Source organism: Cronbergia sp. UHCC 0137 (assembly GCF_034932285.1).
Classification (GTDB): Bacteria; Cyanobacteriota; Cyanobacteriia; order Cyanobacteriales; family Nostocaceae; genus Cronbergia.
Genome location: NZ_JAYGHC010000057.1, coordinates 15,798 through 31,441, shown reverse-complemented (window position 1 = coordinate 31,441; position 15,644 = coordinate 15,798). Strand labels below are relative to the sequence as shown.

Genomic DNA, 15,644 nt, shown 5'->3' with positions numbered 1-15,644 from the left:
AGTAGTGTATCCCTTACGGGAGCCGGAGACTCTATTATATTCGCCCAAAACTTTTAAAACATCCTCTAAAATAAACTATAATTGCGATATCCCTCTTTTCCAGCCTAACATAATCTCACTCCCCCAACAACTCCAACAACTGTGCCTCACTGAGTTGAGCAATTCCCAAAGTCTGCGCCTTTTCTAACTTAGAACCGGCATCTGCTCCCACAACCAAAAAGTCTGTTTTCTTACTTACAGAATCAGTGACCTTACCACCAGCTTGCTGAATTAACTCTTTGGCTTCATCTCGCTTTAAAGTTGGTAATGTTCCTGTCACGACGAAAATTTTACCGGCGATATTGGGATTATTGACACCAACGGCTTTCGGTGCTTCCGTCGTCGCTAACTGTAACTCTAGAACTTGGAGACGGGAAATTAAAGTTTGATTGGCTGGAGTGCGAAACCAGTCGTAAACTGATTGGGCAATTTCTGCACCTATACCATAAACCCCTTCTATATCCGATTGTTTGGCTGCGGCTAAAAGTTCGACGGTGGTAAACTTTTCGGTTAATAATTGGGCGTTGACACTGCCAACATGACGGATGCCTAAACCATATAATACCCTAGACCAAGGTTTGTTTTTGGATAGAGCGATCGCACTCACTAATTTTTCCGCTAATTTCTGCCCCATTCTTTCTAATACACATAATCTTTCTGTTGTCAAGTCATATAAATCGGCGACGGAATGCACCAATTCCTTATCTACCAATTGATGTACCAGCTTCTCCCCCATGCCTTTAATATCTAAAGCGTCTCGACTCACCCAATGTTCAATTTCCCCCTTGAGAATCGCCGCACAGGAGGCATTGACGCAACGTGTCACCGCTTCCCCAGATTCCCTCACCACTGGTTGACCACATACGGGACAATGGGTAGGCATGACAAAGGGTTGAGTGTCACTAGGACGGAGTTCTGTGATTACCCGCACCACTTCCGGGATGATTTCCCCAGCTTTGCGAACAATCACCGTATCACCAATGCGGATATCTAATTGGGCAATGCGATCGCTATTATGTAAAGTAGCACGAGAAACGGTAGTTCCTGCCAACTGCACAGGTAACATCTCTGCTAAGGGTGTTAAAGCCCCCGTTCTTCCCACATTCACTGTAATTTTTTCCACACGGGTAGGAGCCTCCTCTGCTGCATATTTTAGCGCCACAGCCCACCGAGGAAACTTCTGTGTAAACCCTAATTGTTCTTGCAATTTAAATGAATTTAACTTTACCACTACTCCATCTGTCATGTAGGGCAAATTTAATCTTTCTGTGTCCCAATATTGATAATATTCCCCAACTTCTGCCAATGAATGGCACAGTTTATGTTGAAGATTAACCCGAAAACCCATTTTTTGCAACAGTTCTAAAGCTTCCCATTGTGTATTAGCAATACCCGCATCATCCATACCCGAAATATGCAAAGTATAAGCAAAAAAATCTAACCTTCTTCGGGCTACAATTCGAGGGTCTAATTGCCTTAATGTACCAGCAGCCGCATTGCGAGGATTAGCAAATACCTGTTCACCTGCTTTTTGTCTTTCCTGATTAATTTGTTTAAATACTTCTAACGGTAAAAATGTTTCTCCTCGCACTTCTATCTTTTCAATTCCATCAAAGTTTAAACTCAAGGGAATTGAACGAATTGTCCGCACGTTTTGGGTAATATCTTCACCCATTACTCCATCACCCCTAGTTACACCCCTGACCAAAACCCCGTTTTCATAAGTCAAGGCTAAAGCGGCACCATCTATTTTTAATTCTGCCACATATTCCACATCTCCTAATGGATTTGAGGGGGTTAATTGTCGTCTCCAACGTTGTTCCCAGTTTTGCAATTCTTCAACATTAAAAGCATTTTCTAAGCTATACAAGGGGATGTTATGGCGTACAGATGTAAAATGGGTAGCAGGTCTTTCACCTACTCGCTGAGTTGGACTATCAGCAGTTACTAATTCAGGATATTTAATTTCTAGTTCTTGCAGTTCTCGATACAGCCGATCATATACTGTATCCTCCATCGTGGGGGCATCTAAAACATAATAAGCATAGCTGGCTTGTTTTAACAACTGTCGCAGTTCTTCTATCCGTTTCATTTCTGGCTGTATCTGGGTCATTAGATTTAATATATGATGAGTTAGTTAATTTTTACCTAATCAAATATATCAGATTTATTTCTATGTTACATCCATCTCATACCCAATTGACAAGATATAAAGAATAATGGAACGCGGATAAACGCAGATGAACGCCGATTTTATCATTTTGTGTAGCTTGATCTAAAATTGGTTTTCGGTTTATCACCTTAATCTTTGATCTCGCAACAGTGCATCTACCCAAGCCATATCTGTTTCAGATAATTGGGGTATCGGTTCTTGGCTATAGTTTATGACTAAATCATAACTCGCACGTTCATAAATTCCCTCTATTAAACTTTGCAAATCTACTAAAGGTTCACTGTCTCCAGAACGTAATGGTAAAATAAATGAGGGAATTACATTTCGTAAATTAAAATCATATAAGTCAGCACGAGGTCTTGTTTCACTCCGACTGACTAAAATTCGATAATCACTCTGGATACCATCACCAAAAACTAACATTGGTTCTCCAACACGCAATAAATCAATTTCTATCAGATGGGTTGAACTTCCTAATACTCGTTGTCTTTTATTTTCATAAGCATTACGTCCTTCTCCACTACGTTTATTTTTGGGTGAGAGTATTTCAATCACTGTCACTACTTCTTTTGTTTCTACTTTTCGTACTTCTAAATATCTTTCTTTGACCAATTCTACCAAAGGAACTGTAACCGTTTTCGGACTAATTTCTGGTAAAACCACAGATGTATTTTGTCTTTTCTCATTCGCGTTTCTTGAACTTTGTACTACTACATCAGGAATACCTACTAACACTCTATCATCAATGGTAGTTTGATAAATTCTTTCTTCAATCGCTACAAAATATTTAGGGCGTAATTTAGGAGCAAGAAAATCGGCAATACTAACTATGATTCTACCATGTACTCCCGGCCATAAATCAGGATTTTCTAAATAGGGATTCATCCCTGGAAACGGATAAGACATAATTATTTCACCACAAATATATATTACTTTTATGGAGACGTTTGATTAAACGTCTCTAGTTTGCTGTACAACCTTTTTCAATTAATGATCCCAATCTTCAACTTCATACAAAAATCTGGTTTTACCAATTAATTTGCGATTAGCGGATGTACTTTGGACAAATACAACATACTTTTCTAAGTTACTCGGTTTAATGCGAATTGTCGAATCCATTGGTAGACCTAATATTTCTCTGGCCGCACTACCTTCAAATAAATCACCTGTGTTTCTATCCATCAAAATAATTTCTTTTTTAGCTTGGATGGTTTCTGTTTTAGTAAATTCATAAAAACCCCGTCCTATTTTAAACATTAACCCATTTTCCAACACAAAAGCCTTGATAGAAATATCTTGATCAACATCTAATACTTGGAATCTACCTGGAGAAACAGCCCGTAAATCAGTTGATTCATAATAGGATGTTCCTTCACGTTTCATCATGGTATTAAACATTTGATTTAACCCACGATTCATCCTCCCTTGGTTCAATACTTCTTGTTCATAAGCCTGTAATTGTTCATTGGATGATTGTTGGTAACAAACGGCTAAAAACAAATCGGTAATATAGGAAAATTGATCTAAATTAATATGGAAACCACCGGATTTTTCCGCTAGTTCTTGATAAAAAGGTGTAGCATGGTGGCGATTAAGTGCTTGTACTCCATAAACTGTGATTCCGGCTTCGGTTAATTTATCTAATTCTTTACGCCAATTTAGTTTTTGGGGATTGTGTGCAGGGGGGTGAGGTATATCATCACCAATTAAAACTAATGATTTAGTTGCTGAATTTGACCAAGCCAAAGATTGAGTTTCATGTAATACTAATTCATAACATTCTGGTGCGTCTCCACCACCAGTTGGGGCTACGTTTTGGACAAAATCACAAATCTGATCTACATCCCCAGAAATGTTAAATATTTTAGTTACATAAGTTGAATCGCGATCGCAATAATCACCATGGGCAATTATCCCAATTTTAATCAGAGGAATTTCATCCATCAACCTGGTGACAGTGGCTTTAATTTTTCGTCGTACTTGGGTCAGACAAGGATACATACTACCAGTTGTATCGAAACTGAAAACCACTTCTATATTATTGTTTGTCATAGGTCTAGCCAAATCTCAACTATCTATGCTATATCTTTATTTTACAGGATTTCTGATTGGTTTAAATAGGCACTTCAAATTTCTTAATACTTTATTTATGTTAACTAATTACCCAATTATAATCGCTCATCGTGGCGCTAGTGGATATCGCCCAGAACATACTTTAGCAGCTTACAAATTAGCTATTGATTTGGGTGCTGATTACATCGAACCCGATTTAGTAGTTACCAGAGATGGGGTTTTGGTTGCTCGTCATGAAAATGAGATTTCTGAAACTACAGACGTGGGGAATCATCCCGAATTTGCTCGTTTGCAAACTACTAAAATAATTGATGGTGAAGTTAAAGTTGGTTGGTTTACTGAAGATTTTAGTTTGGCAGAATTAAAAACATTAAAAGCTAAAGAACGTATTCCTCAACTGCGTCCACAAAACACTATTTATAATGGATTGTTTTCTATTCCCACTTTCCAAGAAATTATTGATTTAGCTCAAGCACAAAGTCGAAATATTGGGATTTATCCAGAGACTAAACATCCCAGCTATTTTAAATCGGTGGGTTTACCGTTGGAAGATACGTTATTGGAGGTTTTGAAAAATAATAATTTTCATCAATCTGTATTTATTCAATCTTTTGAAGTGAGCAATTTACAAGAATTAGCTAAGAAAACAGATTTACCTTTGGTGCAGTTAATCAATGATCATGGTAAACCTTATGATTTTGTAGTTAATGATGATCTTCGCACCTATCAGGATTTAGTGATTAAAACTGGTTTACAAGAAATTGCTAAATATGCTCAAGCCATTGGGGTTAATAAAAATTTAATCATCCCTAGAGATGCTGATGGTAAATTATTATCACCCACATCTTTAATTATGGATGCTCATACAGCTAAGTTATTAATTCATGCTTGGACTTTCCGTAATGAAGATGTATTTTTACCTTTAGATTTCCAAGGGAATCCTCAAGGTGAATATGAATTATTTTTGAGTTTGGGAATAGATGGCGTTTTTAGTGATTTTCCTGATAAGGTAAAGTATAATTAATTTTTGTCTCACGCAGAGACGCAGAGACGCAGAGAGTAAGAGTTGAGAAGAATAATGAACAACTTACCATTCAGTCGTTTAAAAGAACTTGCTAAACTCTTTTTAAAATTGGGTATTATCGGCTTTGGGGGACCGGTTGCCCATATTGCAATGATGGAAGATGAAGTGGTAAAACGCCGTCAATGGTTGACACGGGAGCATTTTTTAGATTTATTAGGTGCAACTAATTTAATTCCTGGTCCCAATTCTACTGAAATGGCAATTCATGTGGGATATATCTATGCAGGATGGTTGGGGTTGATTGTGTCTGGTGTTTGTTTTATTTTACCTGCGGTTATAATTACGGGTGTATTTGCCTGGATTTATGTTAATTATGGGACTTTGCCGCAAGTTGCACCTTTACTATATGGCATTAAACCCGCAGTTTTAGCAATTATTATTAGTGCGCTTTGGGGTTTGGCTAAAAAAGCATTGAAAACCCGTCAATTGTTGTTAATTGCTTTAGCTGTTGTTATTTTGACATTATTCGGGAAACTAAATGAAGTCATAGCCCTATTATTGGGTGGATTGCTAGGGATGCTATGGTTGTGTAGGGGAAATCAGAGTAATTTCGTGATTGCTGCCTTAATCACAGGTACAGTAATAAATACATCGGTGACAACGCTATCTGTTCCTTTGTGGCAGTTGGGTTGGTTTTTTCTGAAAGTTGGAAGTGTGCTATTTGGTAGTGGCTATGTGCTGGTGGCGTTTTTGCAAGGGGGATTAGTTCAAGAATATGGCTGGTTAACACAACAACAGTTATTAGATGCGATCGCTATTGGTCAATTTACTCCAGGACCACTTCTTTCCACTGCTACCTTTATTGGTTATATCATCGCTGGTGTGCCTGGGTCAATCGTGGCGACTCTGGGAATCTTCCTTCCTTCATTTTTCTTCGTTGCTGCCTTAAATCCCCTCATACCCCGGTTAAGGGCTTCTGCTTGGACAAGGGCTTTTTTAGATGCTGTGAATGCCAGTGCTGTGGCTTTGATGGTGGTAACTACCATACAACTAGGAATAGCTACTTTAATCTTAGCACAAGTGCCTTATGTAGATTTTCTGAGTTTAGCGATCGCCCTCTTCTCCACAATTTTAGCCCTTCGTTTCCGCATCAATGCAGCTTGGTTGATTTTAGGTAGTGCGTTAATTGGTTACGGTGCTTTATTTTTAGGTTATCTTCCCTAAAATGAATTATGTACAACAGGCGGATGTAAGTAGAAAGGCACAAAAAAAACCAAGTATGTAACGAAAAGTAAAGTTACCGAAAAGTCTCTTCCCTCCTGCCTCCTGCCTCCTGCCTCCTGCCTTCTGCCTCCTGACTCCTGACTCCTGACTCCTTCTTCTTCTTCACATCAACTTTATAAATATTCCTTATTTATCAAAAATAGGTAAAGTTTTCCGAACTACGACAATAGCTGAGTAGTTGAGTATATGTCCTAAAACCTTAGACTTACTCAACTTAATGAAGCAATCACCCATTGTTAAAATCGTCATGATATTTCTGTTGTCTTTTGGTAGTCTGGGTATAGTGATCGGAAGTTTTTCAATTAACAAATCTTCTAGCAATACAGCAACAACAGAAATAATTACTGATACATCCCAGTATACAAAAATTCGGAATCAGCGATGGACTGATCTTGGACAAATCAAGCATTTTCCTCTAGCAATTCCGGCTGATGCCAAAGATATCAATATGGCTTACTCTGACAGTTTAATCCAGGGAAATAGTTTTTTTCAAATTCGTTTCAAACAGTCACCAGAACAAATTAAAAAATTATTTTCTGAATACAGTAAAAAATCTCTCCGTCAATATCGTGGTGGTAACACAAACGACCACAGCAACCAACCAAAGGGAGTACCTACAACATTTTTTTATACTAGCAGCATCAAGACAGAATCCTTTCCTAATACTTATCAGATTTTGGTATTAAAGGCACAAGATCAAGGTCAAGCTGGTTTTAAATGGAATCATGGTCATAGTTATGGAGTAGCAATTGATCTTGCAGCCTCAGAAATTGTCTATTGGGCAGAAAAATGGTAAGCAGATAAGCCAATTCACTAAAAACTGTTACAGTCTATGACGCGATCGCAACATAACCCCAGATACGATGTTAGTATGCCCTAAAAACGTTGGGAGACCTTTATGGCAGAAACACTCTCTGGACAAACTCCACTCTTTGGCGGCAGCACAGGCGGCCTGCTGAAAAAAGCACAAGAAGAAGAAAAGTACGCTATCACTTGGACTAGCCCCAAGGAACAAGTTTTTGAAATGCCTACAGGTGGCGCTGCTACAATGTTGAAAGGCGAAAACTTGCTTTACTTGGCTCGTAAAGAACAGGGCATCGCCTTGGGTGGACAACTCCGTAAATTCAAAATCACAGATTACAAAATTTACCGGATTCTACCCAGTGGTGAAACAACTTTCATTCACCCAGCCGATGGTGTATTCCCTGAAAAGGTCAATGCTGGTCGGGAAAAAGTCCGCTTTGTACCCCGCAGAATTGGTCAAAACCCCAGTCCTGCACAACTCAAGTTCAGTGGCAAAGCTACTCACGACGCATAAGCATTAGGTAATGGGTAATGGGTGATTGGTGATTGGTAATGGGTAATGGGTGATTCAAAAACACTGTTCCCTGCCTCTTGCCTCTTGCCCCTTGCCTTTTGTTCCCCGTTCCCCGTTCCTCGTTCCCTTTTTATTATGATTTTCCCGGATTTCCAACAATTTACAGAACTAGCTAAACAAGGCAACTTTGTACCAGTTTATCAAGAATGGGTAGCAGACCTAGATACGCCTGTTTCCGCTTGGTATAAGGTGTGTGCAGGTCAGCCCTATAGCTTTTTGCTGGAATCGGTGGAAGGTGGCGAAAAACTGGGACGTTATAGCTTACTCGGTTGTGATCCTCAATGGATTTTAGCAGCTTGGGGCGATCGCACTATTCAAACACACCGCGATGGTGATGAAGTAGTATTTACAGGCAACCCGTTTACAGCTTTACAAGAATGTCTTGCACCTTATCACCCAGTAAAAATACCGCAGCTACCTTCAGGAATTGGCGGTTTATTTGGGTTTTGGGGTTATGAATTAATTAATTGGATTGAAGAACGTGTACCAATTCATCCACAAGATGAACGTAATATCCCTGATGGGTTGTGGATGCAGGTAGATCATTTATTGATTTTTGACCAGGTAAAACGGAAAATTTGGGCGATCGCCTACGCTGATTTGCGTAACCCAGATGTTAGTCTAGAGGTAGCCTACCAAAAAGCCAGCGATCGCGTCCAGGAAATGGTAGATAAGTTATCTTTACCCCTTTCACCTCAAAATACCAAATTGCCTTGGACAGCCCCCGGAAACAAGCCTAAAGCGGGCATAGAGGACTACACCAGCAACTTCACCCGGACAGATTTTTGTGCCAGTGTCGAAAAAGCCAAAGCACACATCAAAGCTGGTGATATTTTTCAAGTAGTTATTTCCCAACGTCTAGCCACAAAATACACCGGCGACCCCTTCGCCCTTTATCGTTCCCTCCGCCAGATTAATCCTTCGCCTTATATGGCATACTTTAACTTCAGCGACTGGCAAATCATCGGTTCAAGTCCTGAAGTGATGGTCAAAGCAGAACGTGATCCTGATGGTGGGACAATCGCTACAGTTCGACCAATTGCTGGGACAAGACCGAGAGGGAAGACAAGCCAGGAAGATGCGGCTTTAGCGGAGGATTTACTCGCAGATCCTAAAGAAGTGGCAGAACACGTGATGCTAGTGGATTTAGGACGTAATGATTTGGGGCGTGTATGTGCAAGCGGTACTGTCAAAGTTGATGAATTGATGGTAGTTGAAAAATATTCTCATGTTATGCACATTGTGAGTAATGTGGTGGGGAAATTAGCAAATAATCAAACCGCTTGGGATTTACTCAAAGCTTGTTTTCCTGCTGGGACAGTGAGTGGTGCGCCGAAAATTCGGGCTATGGAAATAATTAATCAATTAGAACCAACTCGTCGAGGCGTGTATTCTGGGGTCTACGGTTATTATGATTTTGAAGGACAATTAAATAGTGCGATCGCTATTCGGACAATGGTATTACATAATCATATTGTCACAGTCCAAGCTGGTGCCGGTTTGGTGGCTGATTCTGACCCAGAAAAGGAATATGAAGAAACACTCAATAAAGCCAGAGGTTTATTAGAAGCAATTCGTTGTTTGCAATAAAATTTAACCCATTGAATCCCAGCAGGAGAATAGAAATATGAGTATTGTTATCACCGATGAAGTTTTGCAGACAATTCAAATGTCTGATCAAGAATTAGTTCAAGAAATAGCAATTTTGCTCTTTGAACAAGAACGGTTTACATTAGGACAAGCAAGCGATTTTGTGGGAATGAATCAACTTGAGTTTCAACGATTACTTGCTAGTCGAAAAATTCCCATTCACTATGATATTGCTGAATTTAGAGAAGATGTAAAGAGTTTGAAAGCTAATAATTGGCGATGATTATTAGCAGTTATTTAAAGTGAGTTTCGCGCAAAGGTACAAAGTTTAAGAGTTTGAATTTTCCTGATCAATACTGGAGTTAAACTATGATACCAGCTATTAGTAGACCTTCCACATTACTTGGTCGAATTAAAGTTGAAAAAGTAGATAAATTCAATTTATTTAAATTTACTGATGAACTCCAGAAGCGAATGGAAGAACTTTTGGAGAGAAAAAAAGCTGATTTGCTGACTTCAGAAGAAGTTATGGAATTGGAAGCTATTGGAGAATTAGATAGAATTTTTACTCACATCAATGCGATGTTAGTAGCTCAAATATGACTATTGACGATATTACCAGTAGTCTGTAGGGTGCGTTAGCGACAGCGTAACGCACCATTCCAGGTTAAATCAGAATTGCAGATTATTAAATTTGCGTTCCTCACTTAACTAATGAGTAATTTGATTTTTTCTTCGTCGTTTGAATATATTTCCTGTTTAATTATTTCTTTGTCTTCCTCCAATGATTCTGGGTTTAACTGTAAGTCACTATAATATGAATTTTTGCCAGAAATATATGATTTTGGCAAATTATGAGGCTGCACGACATAAGTATTTTTAACATCCAGATTATCATCAATGTCCAATAAATATTGAAATCCATCAATTGGTGACAATACTAAATCCTGTAAACTAAGTTCACCCTCCAAATACTTTATTAATGATTTTCTCGTAACTCTAAAAACCAACCAGCGATTGAATTGATTATCTACGTCACACCAATTATAAATATAAAAGTCTCCATGTTCACTTTTAAATACTGACATTAGCGAACCGTCGAAATAGCTTAGATCAACTATGCAGGTAAGATTTAGGGGAAATTTATTAAACTGACATCCTAATACATTCTTCATCACACTTTACCTTGGATTGTATAAAACATCAATGATCTCAAATTTATGACTCCAATTAGTATTTTCATATTCATGTAAATCAAAATGTCCTCTATTATTAATTTCTGTAACTACACCATCATTTTGATCAATAGATACCTTAGCTAAATGTGTTCCAATGGATTTATGAATATTATTCCTACTTTCTTTCATTGTTTCATAAAATATTTTAGCATTATTCTCAGAATCGAAGAAAGATAGTCCATAACCAGAGCATTTTACCTTATCGTTATCGTTTCCGAGTCGTCGTTGTGGTGAAATTTTCTTCGGTGGTAAAAAATTTTTCCAGTCATTTTCAGTATTTGGTTCAAATACAAACCTAAAACCTGTCATATTTTTATTTGTACAGCTTGTTGGTGGGCAATCAGTGATATCTTTGATATCATCCAGATATTTATATCTTAAATCCAACTCGATAGTCTCCTAATATTTAATTTTCAATAATAAAATATACCATAACCAAAGGGTGTATATTGCAACGTTAGAGGAATTGTACCTTCTATTCTGCAAATGGTTTTATATGATAAAATATTCCCTTCTATCCCACTGGTTTTAACCAATTAAATACTTGGTTTACGGTTAATTCTAGGGATAAAAACTCCCCTACAGGCAATTGTTCATCTCCAATGAACTCTAAAGGCAGTTGTCCTGGTAAAAATACCAGTATTACCCGCTCATTAGGGTCAATTAACCACCCTAATTTAGTACCATGTTTTAGACAATGGAGAATATTTCTAATTACCTTAGTTGTATTCTGTTCAGCAGAGAGGATTTCAATAGTCCAATCAGGGTAAATCTCGAAACTATTCGCAAATTCCCCAGCAGCATCAAAAGGAATCCTTTCCCAACGAAAAACACTTACATCTGGGATAATTGATCTTTCCCCAAAACTACAGCGTAATTCTGGAAAAGCTAGAGCAATTTTTGGTTCTTCAGCTACTTGATTAATAGCATTACATAGTTTAAATTGTAAACGGGAGTGTTTGCCTTGCGGCATAGATTTTTGGTAAATGTTACCATCAATAAATTCACTACCAGGTTTAGTTTCTGGCAGTTGGAGAAACTCTGCTAGGGTAATTGGTGGGTTAAGAGTGATTGCCATTATGCGCTCCTACCAGAAATTATATCAACCCATCGTCTACACTTGCTGATATTGCATAATAAATATAGTACCATATTCTAAAATATAATGATGTATCAAACAGATCCGCCACGTTACCCCAAAGAAGTGTTACCAACCATGTATGATCTTCCTAGTGAAGATCCAGAGGAACCTGGTTTGCCAGATCAATTTCATTTATTACAACCACGCAGGGAATTTATCAAAATCACAATAGTCAACAGCCTTGGTTACGCTGGTATGATGGGACGGGTAATTGGGTTTTAACTCCCACAGAAGTACAACAACAAATAGCAGCACAGGAACGACAACGTGCAGCACAGGAAAAACACCAAAAAGAACGGTTAATAGCCCAATTAAGAGCAATGGGTATTGAACCAGATTTAGATTAAGGAAGAAATCAGAGTTTGAAGCATGGTGTACCGAGGTGAAGCGATCGCTTTCCGGGATGTTCCATAATAAATATAGTATCATATTCTAAAATAAATGATGTATCAAACAGATCCGCCACGTTACCCCAAAGAAGTGTTACCAACCATGTATGATCTTCCTAGTGAAGATCCAGAGGAACCTGGTTTGCCAGATCAATTTCATTTATTACAACCACGGCTGTTAGACGAAACCTTTCGTCCGAGTAATTATCCTAACGATAAAATATTTACCGTTAGCGATATGAATTTATATTATGATTCACAGCATCCCTTGTGGCATAAACGCCCAGATTGGTTTGCAGTATTAGGAGTTCCTAATCTGTATGAAAATAAAGATTTACGTTTAAGTTATGTAATATGGCAAGAAGAAGTAAATCCTTTTATTGTCATTGAATTACTGTCACCGGGAACAGAAAAAGAAGATTTAGGACAAACATTACGAGATGTTACTCAACCACCAAGCAAATGGCAAGTATATGAACAAATTTTAAAGATTCCCTACTACGCGATTTTTGACCGCTATAAATATCAATTCCGAATGTTTAAATTAAAAAGGGGAAGTTATGCGGAGATAAATTTGCCAGATTCTCGTTTCTGGATACCGGAAATAGAATTAGGTTTGGGTGTATGGCAGGGAATTTATCAAAATCACAATAGTCAACAGCCTTGGTTACGCTGGTATGATGGGACGGGTAATTGGGTTTTAACTCCCACAGAAGTACAACAACAAATAGCAACACAGGAACGACAACGAACAGCACAGGAACGACAACGAGCAGAACAGGAAAAACACCAAAAAGAAAGGTTAATAGCCCAATTAAGAGCAATGGGTATTGAACCAGACTTAGATTAATTTTTCAGGTTTATTGAGTGTAGATAGTCCATTGTTCACTATTATTTAGTAATACAAATGAAACAGGAGAAAATATTACTCGAACCAGGTACTTTATGGACAAAAATCAAACAAACTACCGAACACGCTTTAGAATGTGGGTCGTTAAAATCTATCCCGACGGAATTTGAGTTTGTTGAACAAGATAACGTTAATTTCTTAGTGCGGATTTTGGTGAACCTGAACCGGAAAAAAGCAGCTAAAGAAAAACAAGATCAACAAACTGCTAAAGGTCAAGAATTTAACCCATTTTTACCTTACGAAGAAGATTTATTTGTAGCTGATATCTCTGATACTCATGTCTGCATTTTAAATAAATTCAATGTTGTTGATTATCACTTATTAATTATTACCCGCGCTTTTGAAGAACAGGAAACCTTACTGACTTTAGCCGATTTTGCGGCAACTTGGGCTTGTTTGGCTGATTTTGACGGACTGGTATTTTATAATGGTGGTAAATTAGCTGGTGCTAGTCAACGACATAAGCATTTACAGATTGTACCCCTGTCAGAAACAGAAATTCCCATTGCACCACTGTTAAAATCAGCAAAGTTTGAAGATTCCATTGCAACTATACCAGGATTGCCCTTTTTACACGCTTTCACCAGGTTAGAATCTGAAGATGGGGCGGAGATGATTTTAGAAAAATATCATGCCTTGCTGGAGTCTGTGGGCATTAAGGCGGTGGAGAATAATAGACAATCGGGGGATTATAATCTTTTAGCTACAAGAGAATGGATGTTGATTATACCGCGATCGCTAGACGAATTTCAATCCATTTCCGTTAATTCCTTGGGCTTTGCTGGTACTTTGCTAGTACGGAATGCTGAACAAATGCAGTTAGTCAAAGTAATAGGACCGATGACCATTTTACAGAAAACTGCTAAAAATAACTTGTTATGATAAATACTATCAATTCAGGAGTTTTTATGGAATCTCTTGACCTAAATTGGATTCGTTCTCAATTTCCAGCACTTAACCAAACGGTTAATGATCACCCAGCCATATTTTTTGATGGGCCTGGTGGAACGCAAGTACCGGGTTCAGTGTTAGATGCAATGAATGACTATTTGGTGAGGTCTAACGCCAATTCTCATGGTTCTTTTATCACCAGTGCGCGAACAGATGGGGTAATTAATTCTGCAAGAGCAGCGATCGCTGATTTTTTGGGGTGCGATCGCGATGAGGTAATATTTGGGGGTAACATGACCACCCTCGTCTTTTCTGTTAGTCGCGCCATTGGTCGGGAACTGCAACCAGGAGATGAAATTATTGTAACTCGTCTTGACCATGCCGCCAATATTTCTCCCTGGTATGCTTTAGAAGAAAAGGGTGTAATTGTGCGAGTAGTCGATATTAATATCACCGACTGCACCTTGGACATGAGTGATTTAGAACGACAACTTAATTCTCGCACAAAATTAGTTGCCATAGGATACGCTTCTAACGCCGTCGGCACAATTAACGATGTTGCCAAAGTGGTAGAATTAGCTCATGCTGTGGGTGCATTGGTTTTCGTCGATGCAGTTCATTACGCGCCCCATGCACCTATTAACGTCCATCATTTAGATTGTGACTTTCTCGCCTGTTCCGCTTACAAATTCTTCTCTCCTCATGTTGGCATTCTCTACGGAAAAAGAGAACATTTAACTCGTTTTTCTCCCTATAAAGTCAGACCAGCAACAGAAGAAGTTCCCGCACGTTGGGAAACAGGAACTTTAAATCATGAAGGTTTGGCGGGAATGGTAGCAGCGATTAATTATCTAGCAAAATTAGGTTGTCATGTTTCTCCAACTTTAGATAGTGAATTAGTTTCGGCTTTAATAGAAGCTGACAAAGAAGGTTTAACAAGTTTCCATTGTCCCCGCTTTCTCACCTCACCAGAACAACCAAATTATGAATTAGCATCTGCTTATCACAGTCGCCGAGGGGCTTTAGTAGCAGCCATGTCAGCTATTCAACAATATGAAAGAGAATTAAGTAAAAAGTTGATTTCTGGATTATTAGATATTCCTGGTTTAAGCTTTTACGGAATTAGAGAACCTGAGCGTTTTGCTTGGAGAACACCAACAGTTTCTATCCGCATGGAAGGAAAAATACCAGCAGAAATGGCTCAAATTTTAGGAGAACAAGGAATATTCAGTTGGCACGGTCATTTTTATGCTATTGATCTAATTGAAAAGTTGGGATTAGAAGCAAATGGTGGTTTATTGCGAATTGGATTAGCACACTACAACACTGTAGAAGAAATTGAGCAGCTTTTACAAGTTCTAAAAGATATGTAGTTTCTTAATGATTATCTCTAGGACTTTTTCATTGAGGTAGGGAAAAGGGAACAGGGAAGAATGCTTTCAGTATGTATTGAGGTACTGAGTTCTGTATGGCTACAACACGCAAGCTATCAAAAATCAAATAGGAGTCCTATA

Annotated in this window: 16 protein-coding genes and 1 pseudogene; 11 read left to right on the top strand and 6 right to left on the bottom strand. The window is 38.4% G+C overall.

Annotation, left to right across the window (positions count from 1 at the left end):
• Positions 1-115: 115 nt before the first annotated feature.
• The 3 genes from ligA to VB711_RS21960 all read right to left on the bottom strand — a co-directional run bounded on the left by ligA (position 116) and on the right by VB711_RS21960 (position 4,264).
• Complete coding sequence (gene ligA / locus VB711_RS21970; RefSeq protein WP_323288439.1) at positions 116-2,152, bottom strand: NAD-dependent DNA ligase LigA; 2,037 nt, start codon at positions 2,150-2,152, stop codon at positions 116-118.
• 183 nt (positions 2,153-2,335) lie between these two features.
• Positions 2,336-3,118 (bottom strand): DUF4058 family protein, encoded by a 783-nt coding sequence (locus VB711_RS21965; RefSeq protein WP_323288438.1) that lies wholly within the window; start codon positions 3,116-3,118, stop codon positions 2,336-2,338.
• Between the two features lie 81 nt (positions 3,119-3,199).
• On the bottom strand, positions 3,200-4,264 hold the full coding sequence (locus tag VB711_RS21960; protein ID WP_323288437.1) for a vWA domain-containing protein: 1,065 nt from the start codon (positions 4,262-4,264) through the stop codon (positions 3,200-3,202).
• A gap of 97 nt (positions 4,265-4,361) precedes the next feature.
• On the opposite strand from VB711_RS21960, the gene VB711_RS21955 reads away from it, so the two are divergent.
• From VB711_RS21955 to VB711_RS21925, 7 genes are all read left to right on the top strand, one after another.
• Positions 4,362-5,309 carry a glycerophosphodiester phosphodiesterase gene (locus VB711_RS21955; RefSeq protein ID WP_323288436.1) on the top strand — a complete coding sequence of 316 codons (948 nt, stop codon included), beginning with the start codon at positions 4,362-4,364 and terminating at the stop codon, positions 5,307-5,309.
• Positions 5,310-5,363: 54 nt separating this feature from the next.
• Positions 5,364-6,533: a chromate efflux transporter gene (gene chrA / locus VB711_RS21950; protein ID WP_323288435.1), complete on the top strand. Its 1,170-nt coding sequence runs from the start codon at positions 5,364-5,366 to the stop codon at positions 6,531-6,533.
• A 277-nt stretch (positions 6,534-6,810) separates the two neighbouring features.
• Positions 6,811-7,389 carry a hypothetical protein gene (locus VB711_RS21945; RefSeq protein ID WP_323288441.1) on the top strand — a complete coding sequence of 193 codons (579 nt, stop codon included), beginning with the start codon at positions 6,811-6,813 and terminating at the stop codon, positions 7,387-7,389.
• 102 nt (positions 7,390-7,491) lie between these two features.
• Positions 7,492-7,911, top strand: a complete 420-nt coding sequence (locus VB711_RS21940) for a photosystem I reaction center subunit II PsaD (protein ID WP_323288434.1) — start codon at positions 7,492-7,494, stop codon at positions 7,909-7,911.
• 135 nt (positions 7,912-8,046) lie between these two features.
• Positions 8,047-9,561 (top strand): anthranilate synthase component I, encoded by a 1,515-nt coding sequence (gene trpE, locus VB711_RS21935; protein WP_323288432.1) that lies wholly within the window; start codon positions 8,047-8,049, stop codon positions 9,559-9,561.
• A gap of 37 nt (positions 9,562-9,598) precedes the next feature.
• Complete coding sequence (locus VB711_RS21930) at positions 9,599-9,844, top strand: UPF0175 family protein (RefSeq protein ID WP_323288430.1); 246 nt, start codon at positions 9,599-9,601, stop codon at positions 9,842-9,844.
• Positions 9,845-9,930: 86 nt separating this feature from the next.
• Entirely contained in the window at positions 9,931-10,164 is a 234-nt protein-coding gene (locus VB711_RS21925; RefSeq protein WP_323288429.1) for a hypothetical protein, read from the top strand.
• Positions 10,165-10,268: 104 nt separating this feature from the next.
• Here the strand turns inward: VB711_RS21925 and VB711_RS21920 are convergent, their stop codons facing one another.
• The 3 genes from VB711_RS21920 to VB711_RS21910 form a co-directional block, all read right to left on the bottom strand.
• On the bottom strand, positions 10,269-10,649 hold the full coding sequence (locus VB711_RS21920; RefSeq protein WP_323288428.1) for a hypothetical protein: 381 nt from the start codon (positions 10,647-10,649) through the stop codon (positions 10,269-10,271).
• Positions 10,650-10,742: 93 nt separating this feature from the next.
• Positions 10,743-11,186, bottom strand: coding sequence for a hypothetical protein (locus VB711_RS21915; RefSeq protein WP_323288427.1), 444 nt, complete (start codon positions 11,184-11,186; stop codon positions 10,743-10,745).
• Between the two features lie 127 nt (positions 11,187-11,313).
• Positions 11,314-11,877, bottom strand: a complete 564-nt coding sequence (locus tag VB711_RS21910; protein ID WP_323288426.1) for a Uma2 family endonuclease — start codon at positions 11,875-11,877, stop codon at positions 11,314-11,316.
• 90 nt (positions 11,878-11,967) lie between these two features.
• Between VB711_RS21910 and VB711_RS21905 the strand changes: the two are divergent.
• The 4 genes and pseudogenes from VB711_RS21905 to VB711_RS21890 all read left to right on the top strand — a co-directional run bounded on the left by VB711_RS21905 (position 11,968) and on the right by VB711_RS21890 (position 15,503).
• Positions 11,968-12,287: pseudogene (locus tag VB711_RS21905) on the top strand (hypothetical protein).
• Between the two features lie 97 nt (positions 12,288-12,384).
• Positions 12,385-13,179 (top strand): Uma2 family endonuclease, encoded by a 795-nt coding sequence (locus tag VB711_RS21900; protein WP_323288440.1) that lies wholly within the window; start codon positions 12,385-12,387, stop codon positions 13,177-13,179.
• A 57-nt stretch (positions 13,180-13,236) separates the two neighbouring features.
• Entirely contained in the window at positions 13,237-14,121 is an 885-nt protein-coding gene (locus tag VB711_RS21895) for a phosphorylase (RefSeq protein WP_323288424.1), read from the top strand.
• Between the two features lie 26 nt (positions 14,122-14,147).
• A complete protein-coding gene (locus VB711_RS21890) occupies positions 14,148-15,503 on the top strand; it encodes a cysteine desulfurase-like protein (RefSeq protein WP_323288422.1) in 1,356 nt (451 codons plus the stop codon).
• The last annotated feature ends 141 nt before the right edge of the window (positions 15,504-15,644 follow it).

What these genes read in the sequence shown, in the direction of transcription:
- VB711_RS21910 (WP_323288426.1), bottom strand. Translation starts at nt 11,877, where the DNA reads ATGGCAATCACTCTTAACCCACCAATTACCCTAGCAGAGTTTCTCCAA.
- VB711_RS21925 (WP_323288429.1), top strand. Translation starts at nt 9,931, where the DNA reads ATGATACCAGCTATTAGTAGACCTTCCACATTACTTGGTCGAATTAAA.
- VB711_RS21900 (WP_323288440.1), top strand. Translation starts at nt 12,385, where the DNA reads ATGTATCAAACAGATCCGCCACGTTACCCCAAAGAAGTGTTACCAACC.
- VB711_RS21895 (WP_323288424.1), top strand. Translation starts at nt 13,237, where the DNA reads ATGAAACAGGAGAAAATATTACTCGAACCAGGTACTTTATGGACAAAA.
- ligA (WP_323288439.1), bottom strand. Translation starts at nt 2,152, where the DNA reads ATGACCCAGATACAGCCAGAAATGAAACGGATAGAAGAACTGCGACAG.
- chrA (WP_323288435.1), top strand. Translation starts at nt 5,364, where the DNA reads ATGAACAACTTACCATTCAGTCGTTTAAAAGAACTTGCTAAACTCTTT.
- VB711_RS21945 (WP_323288441.1), top strand. Translation starts at nt 6,811, where the DNA reads ATGAAGCAATCACCCATTGTTAAAATCGTCATGATATTTCTGTTGTCT.
- VB711_RS21965 (WP_323288438.1), bottom strand. Translation starts at nt 3,118, where the DNA reads ATGTCTTATCCGTTTCCAGGGATGAATCCCTATTTAGAAAATCCTGAT.
- VB711_RS21960 (WP_323288437.1), bottom strand. Translation starts at nt 4,264, where the DNA reads ATGACAAACAATAATATAGAAGTGGTTTTCAGTTTCGATACAACTGGT.
- VB711_RS21930 (WP_323288430.1), top strand. Translation starts at nt 9,599, where the DNA reads ATGAGTATTGTTATCACCGATGAAGTTTTGCAGACAATTCAAATGTCT.
- VB711_RS21890 (WP_323288422.1), top strand. Translation starts at nt 14,148, where the DNA reads ATGGAATCTCTTGACCTAAATTGGATTCGTTCTCAATTTCCAGCACTT.
- VB711_RS21955 (WP_323288436.1), top strand. Translation starts at nt 4,362, where the DNA reads ATGTTAACTAATTACCCAATTATAATCGCTCATCGTGGCGCTAGTGGA.
- trpE (WP_323288432.1), top strand. Translation starts at nt 8,047, where the DNA reads ATGATTTTCCCGGATTTCCAACAATTTACAGAACTAGCTAAACAAGGC.
- VB711_RS21920 (WP_323288428.1), bottom strand. Translation starts at nt 10,649, where the DNA reads ATGTCAGTATTTAAAAGTGAACATGGAGACTTTTATATTTATAATTGG.
- VB711_RS21940 (WP_323288434.1), top strand. Translation starts at nt 7,492, where the DNA reads ATGGCAGAAACACTCTCTGGACAAACTCCACTCTTTGGCGGCAGCACA.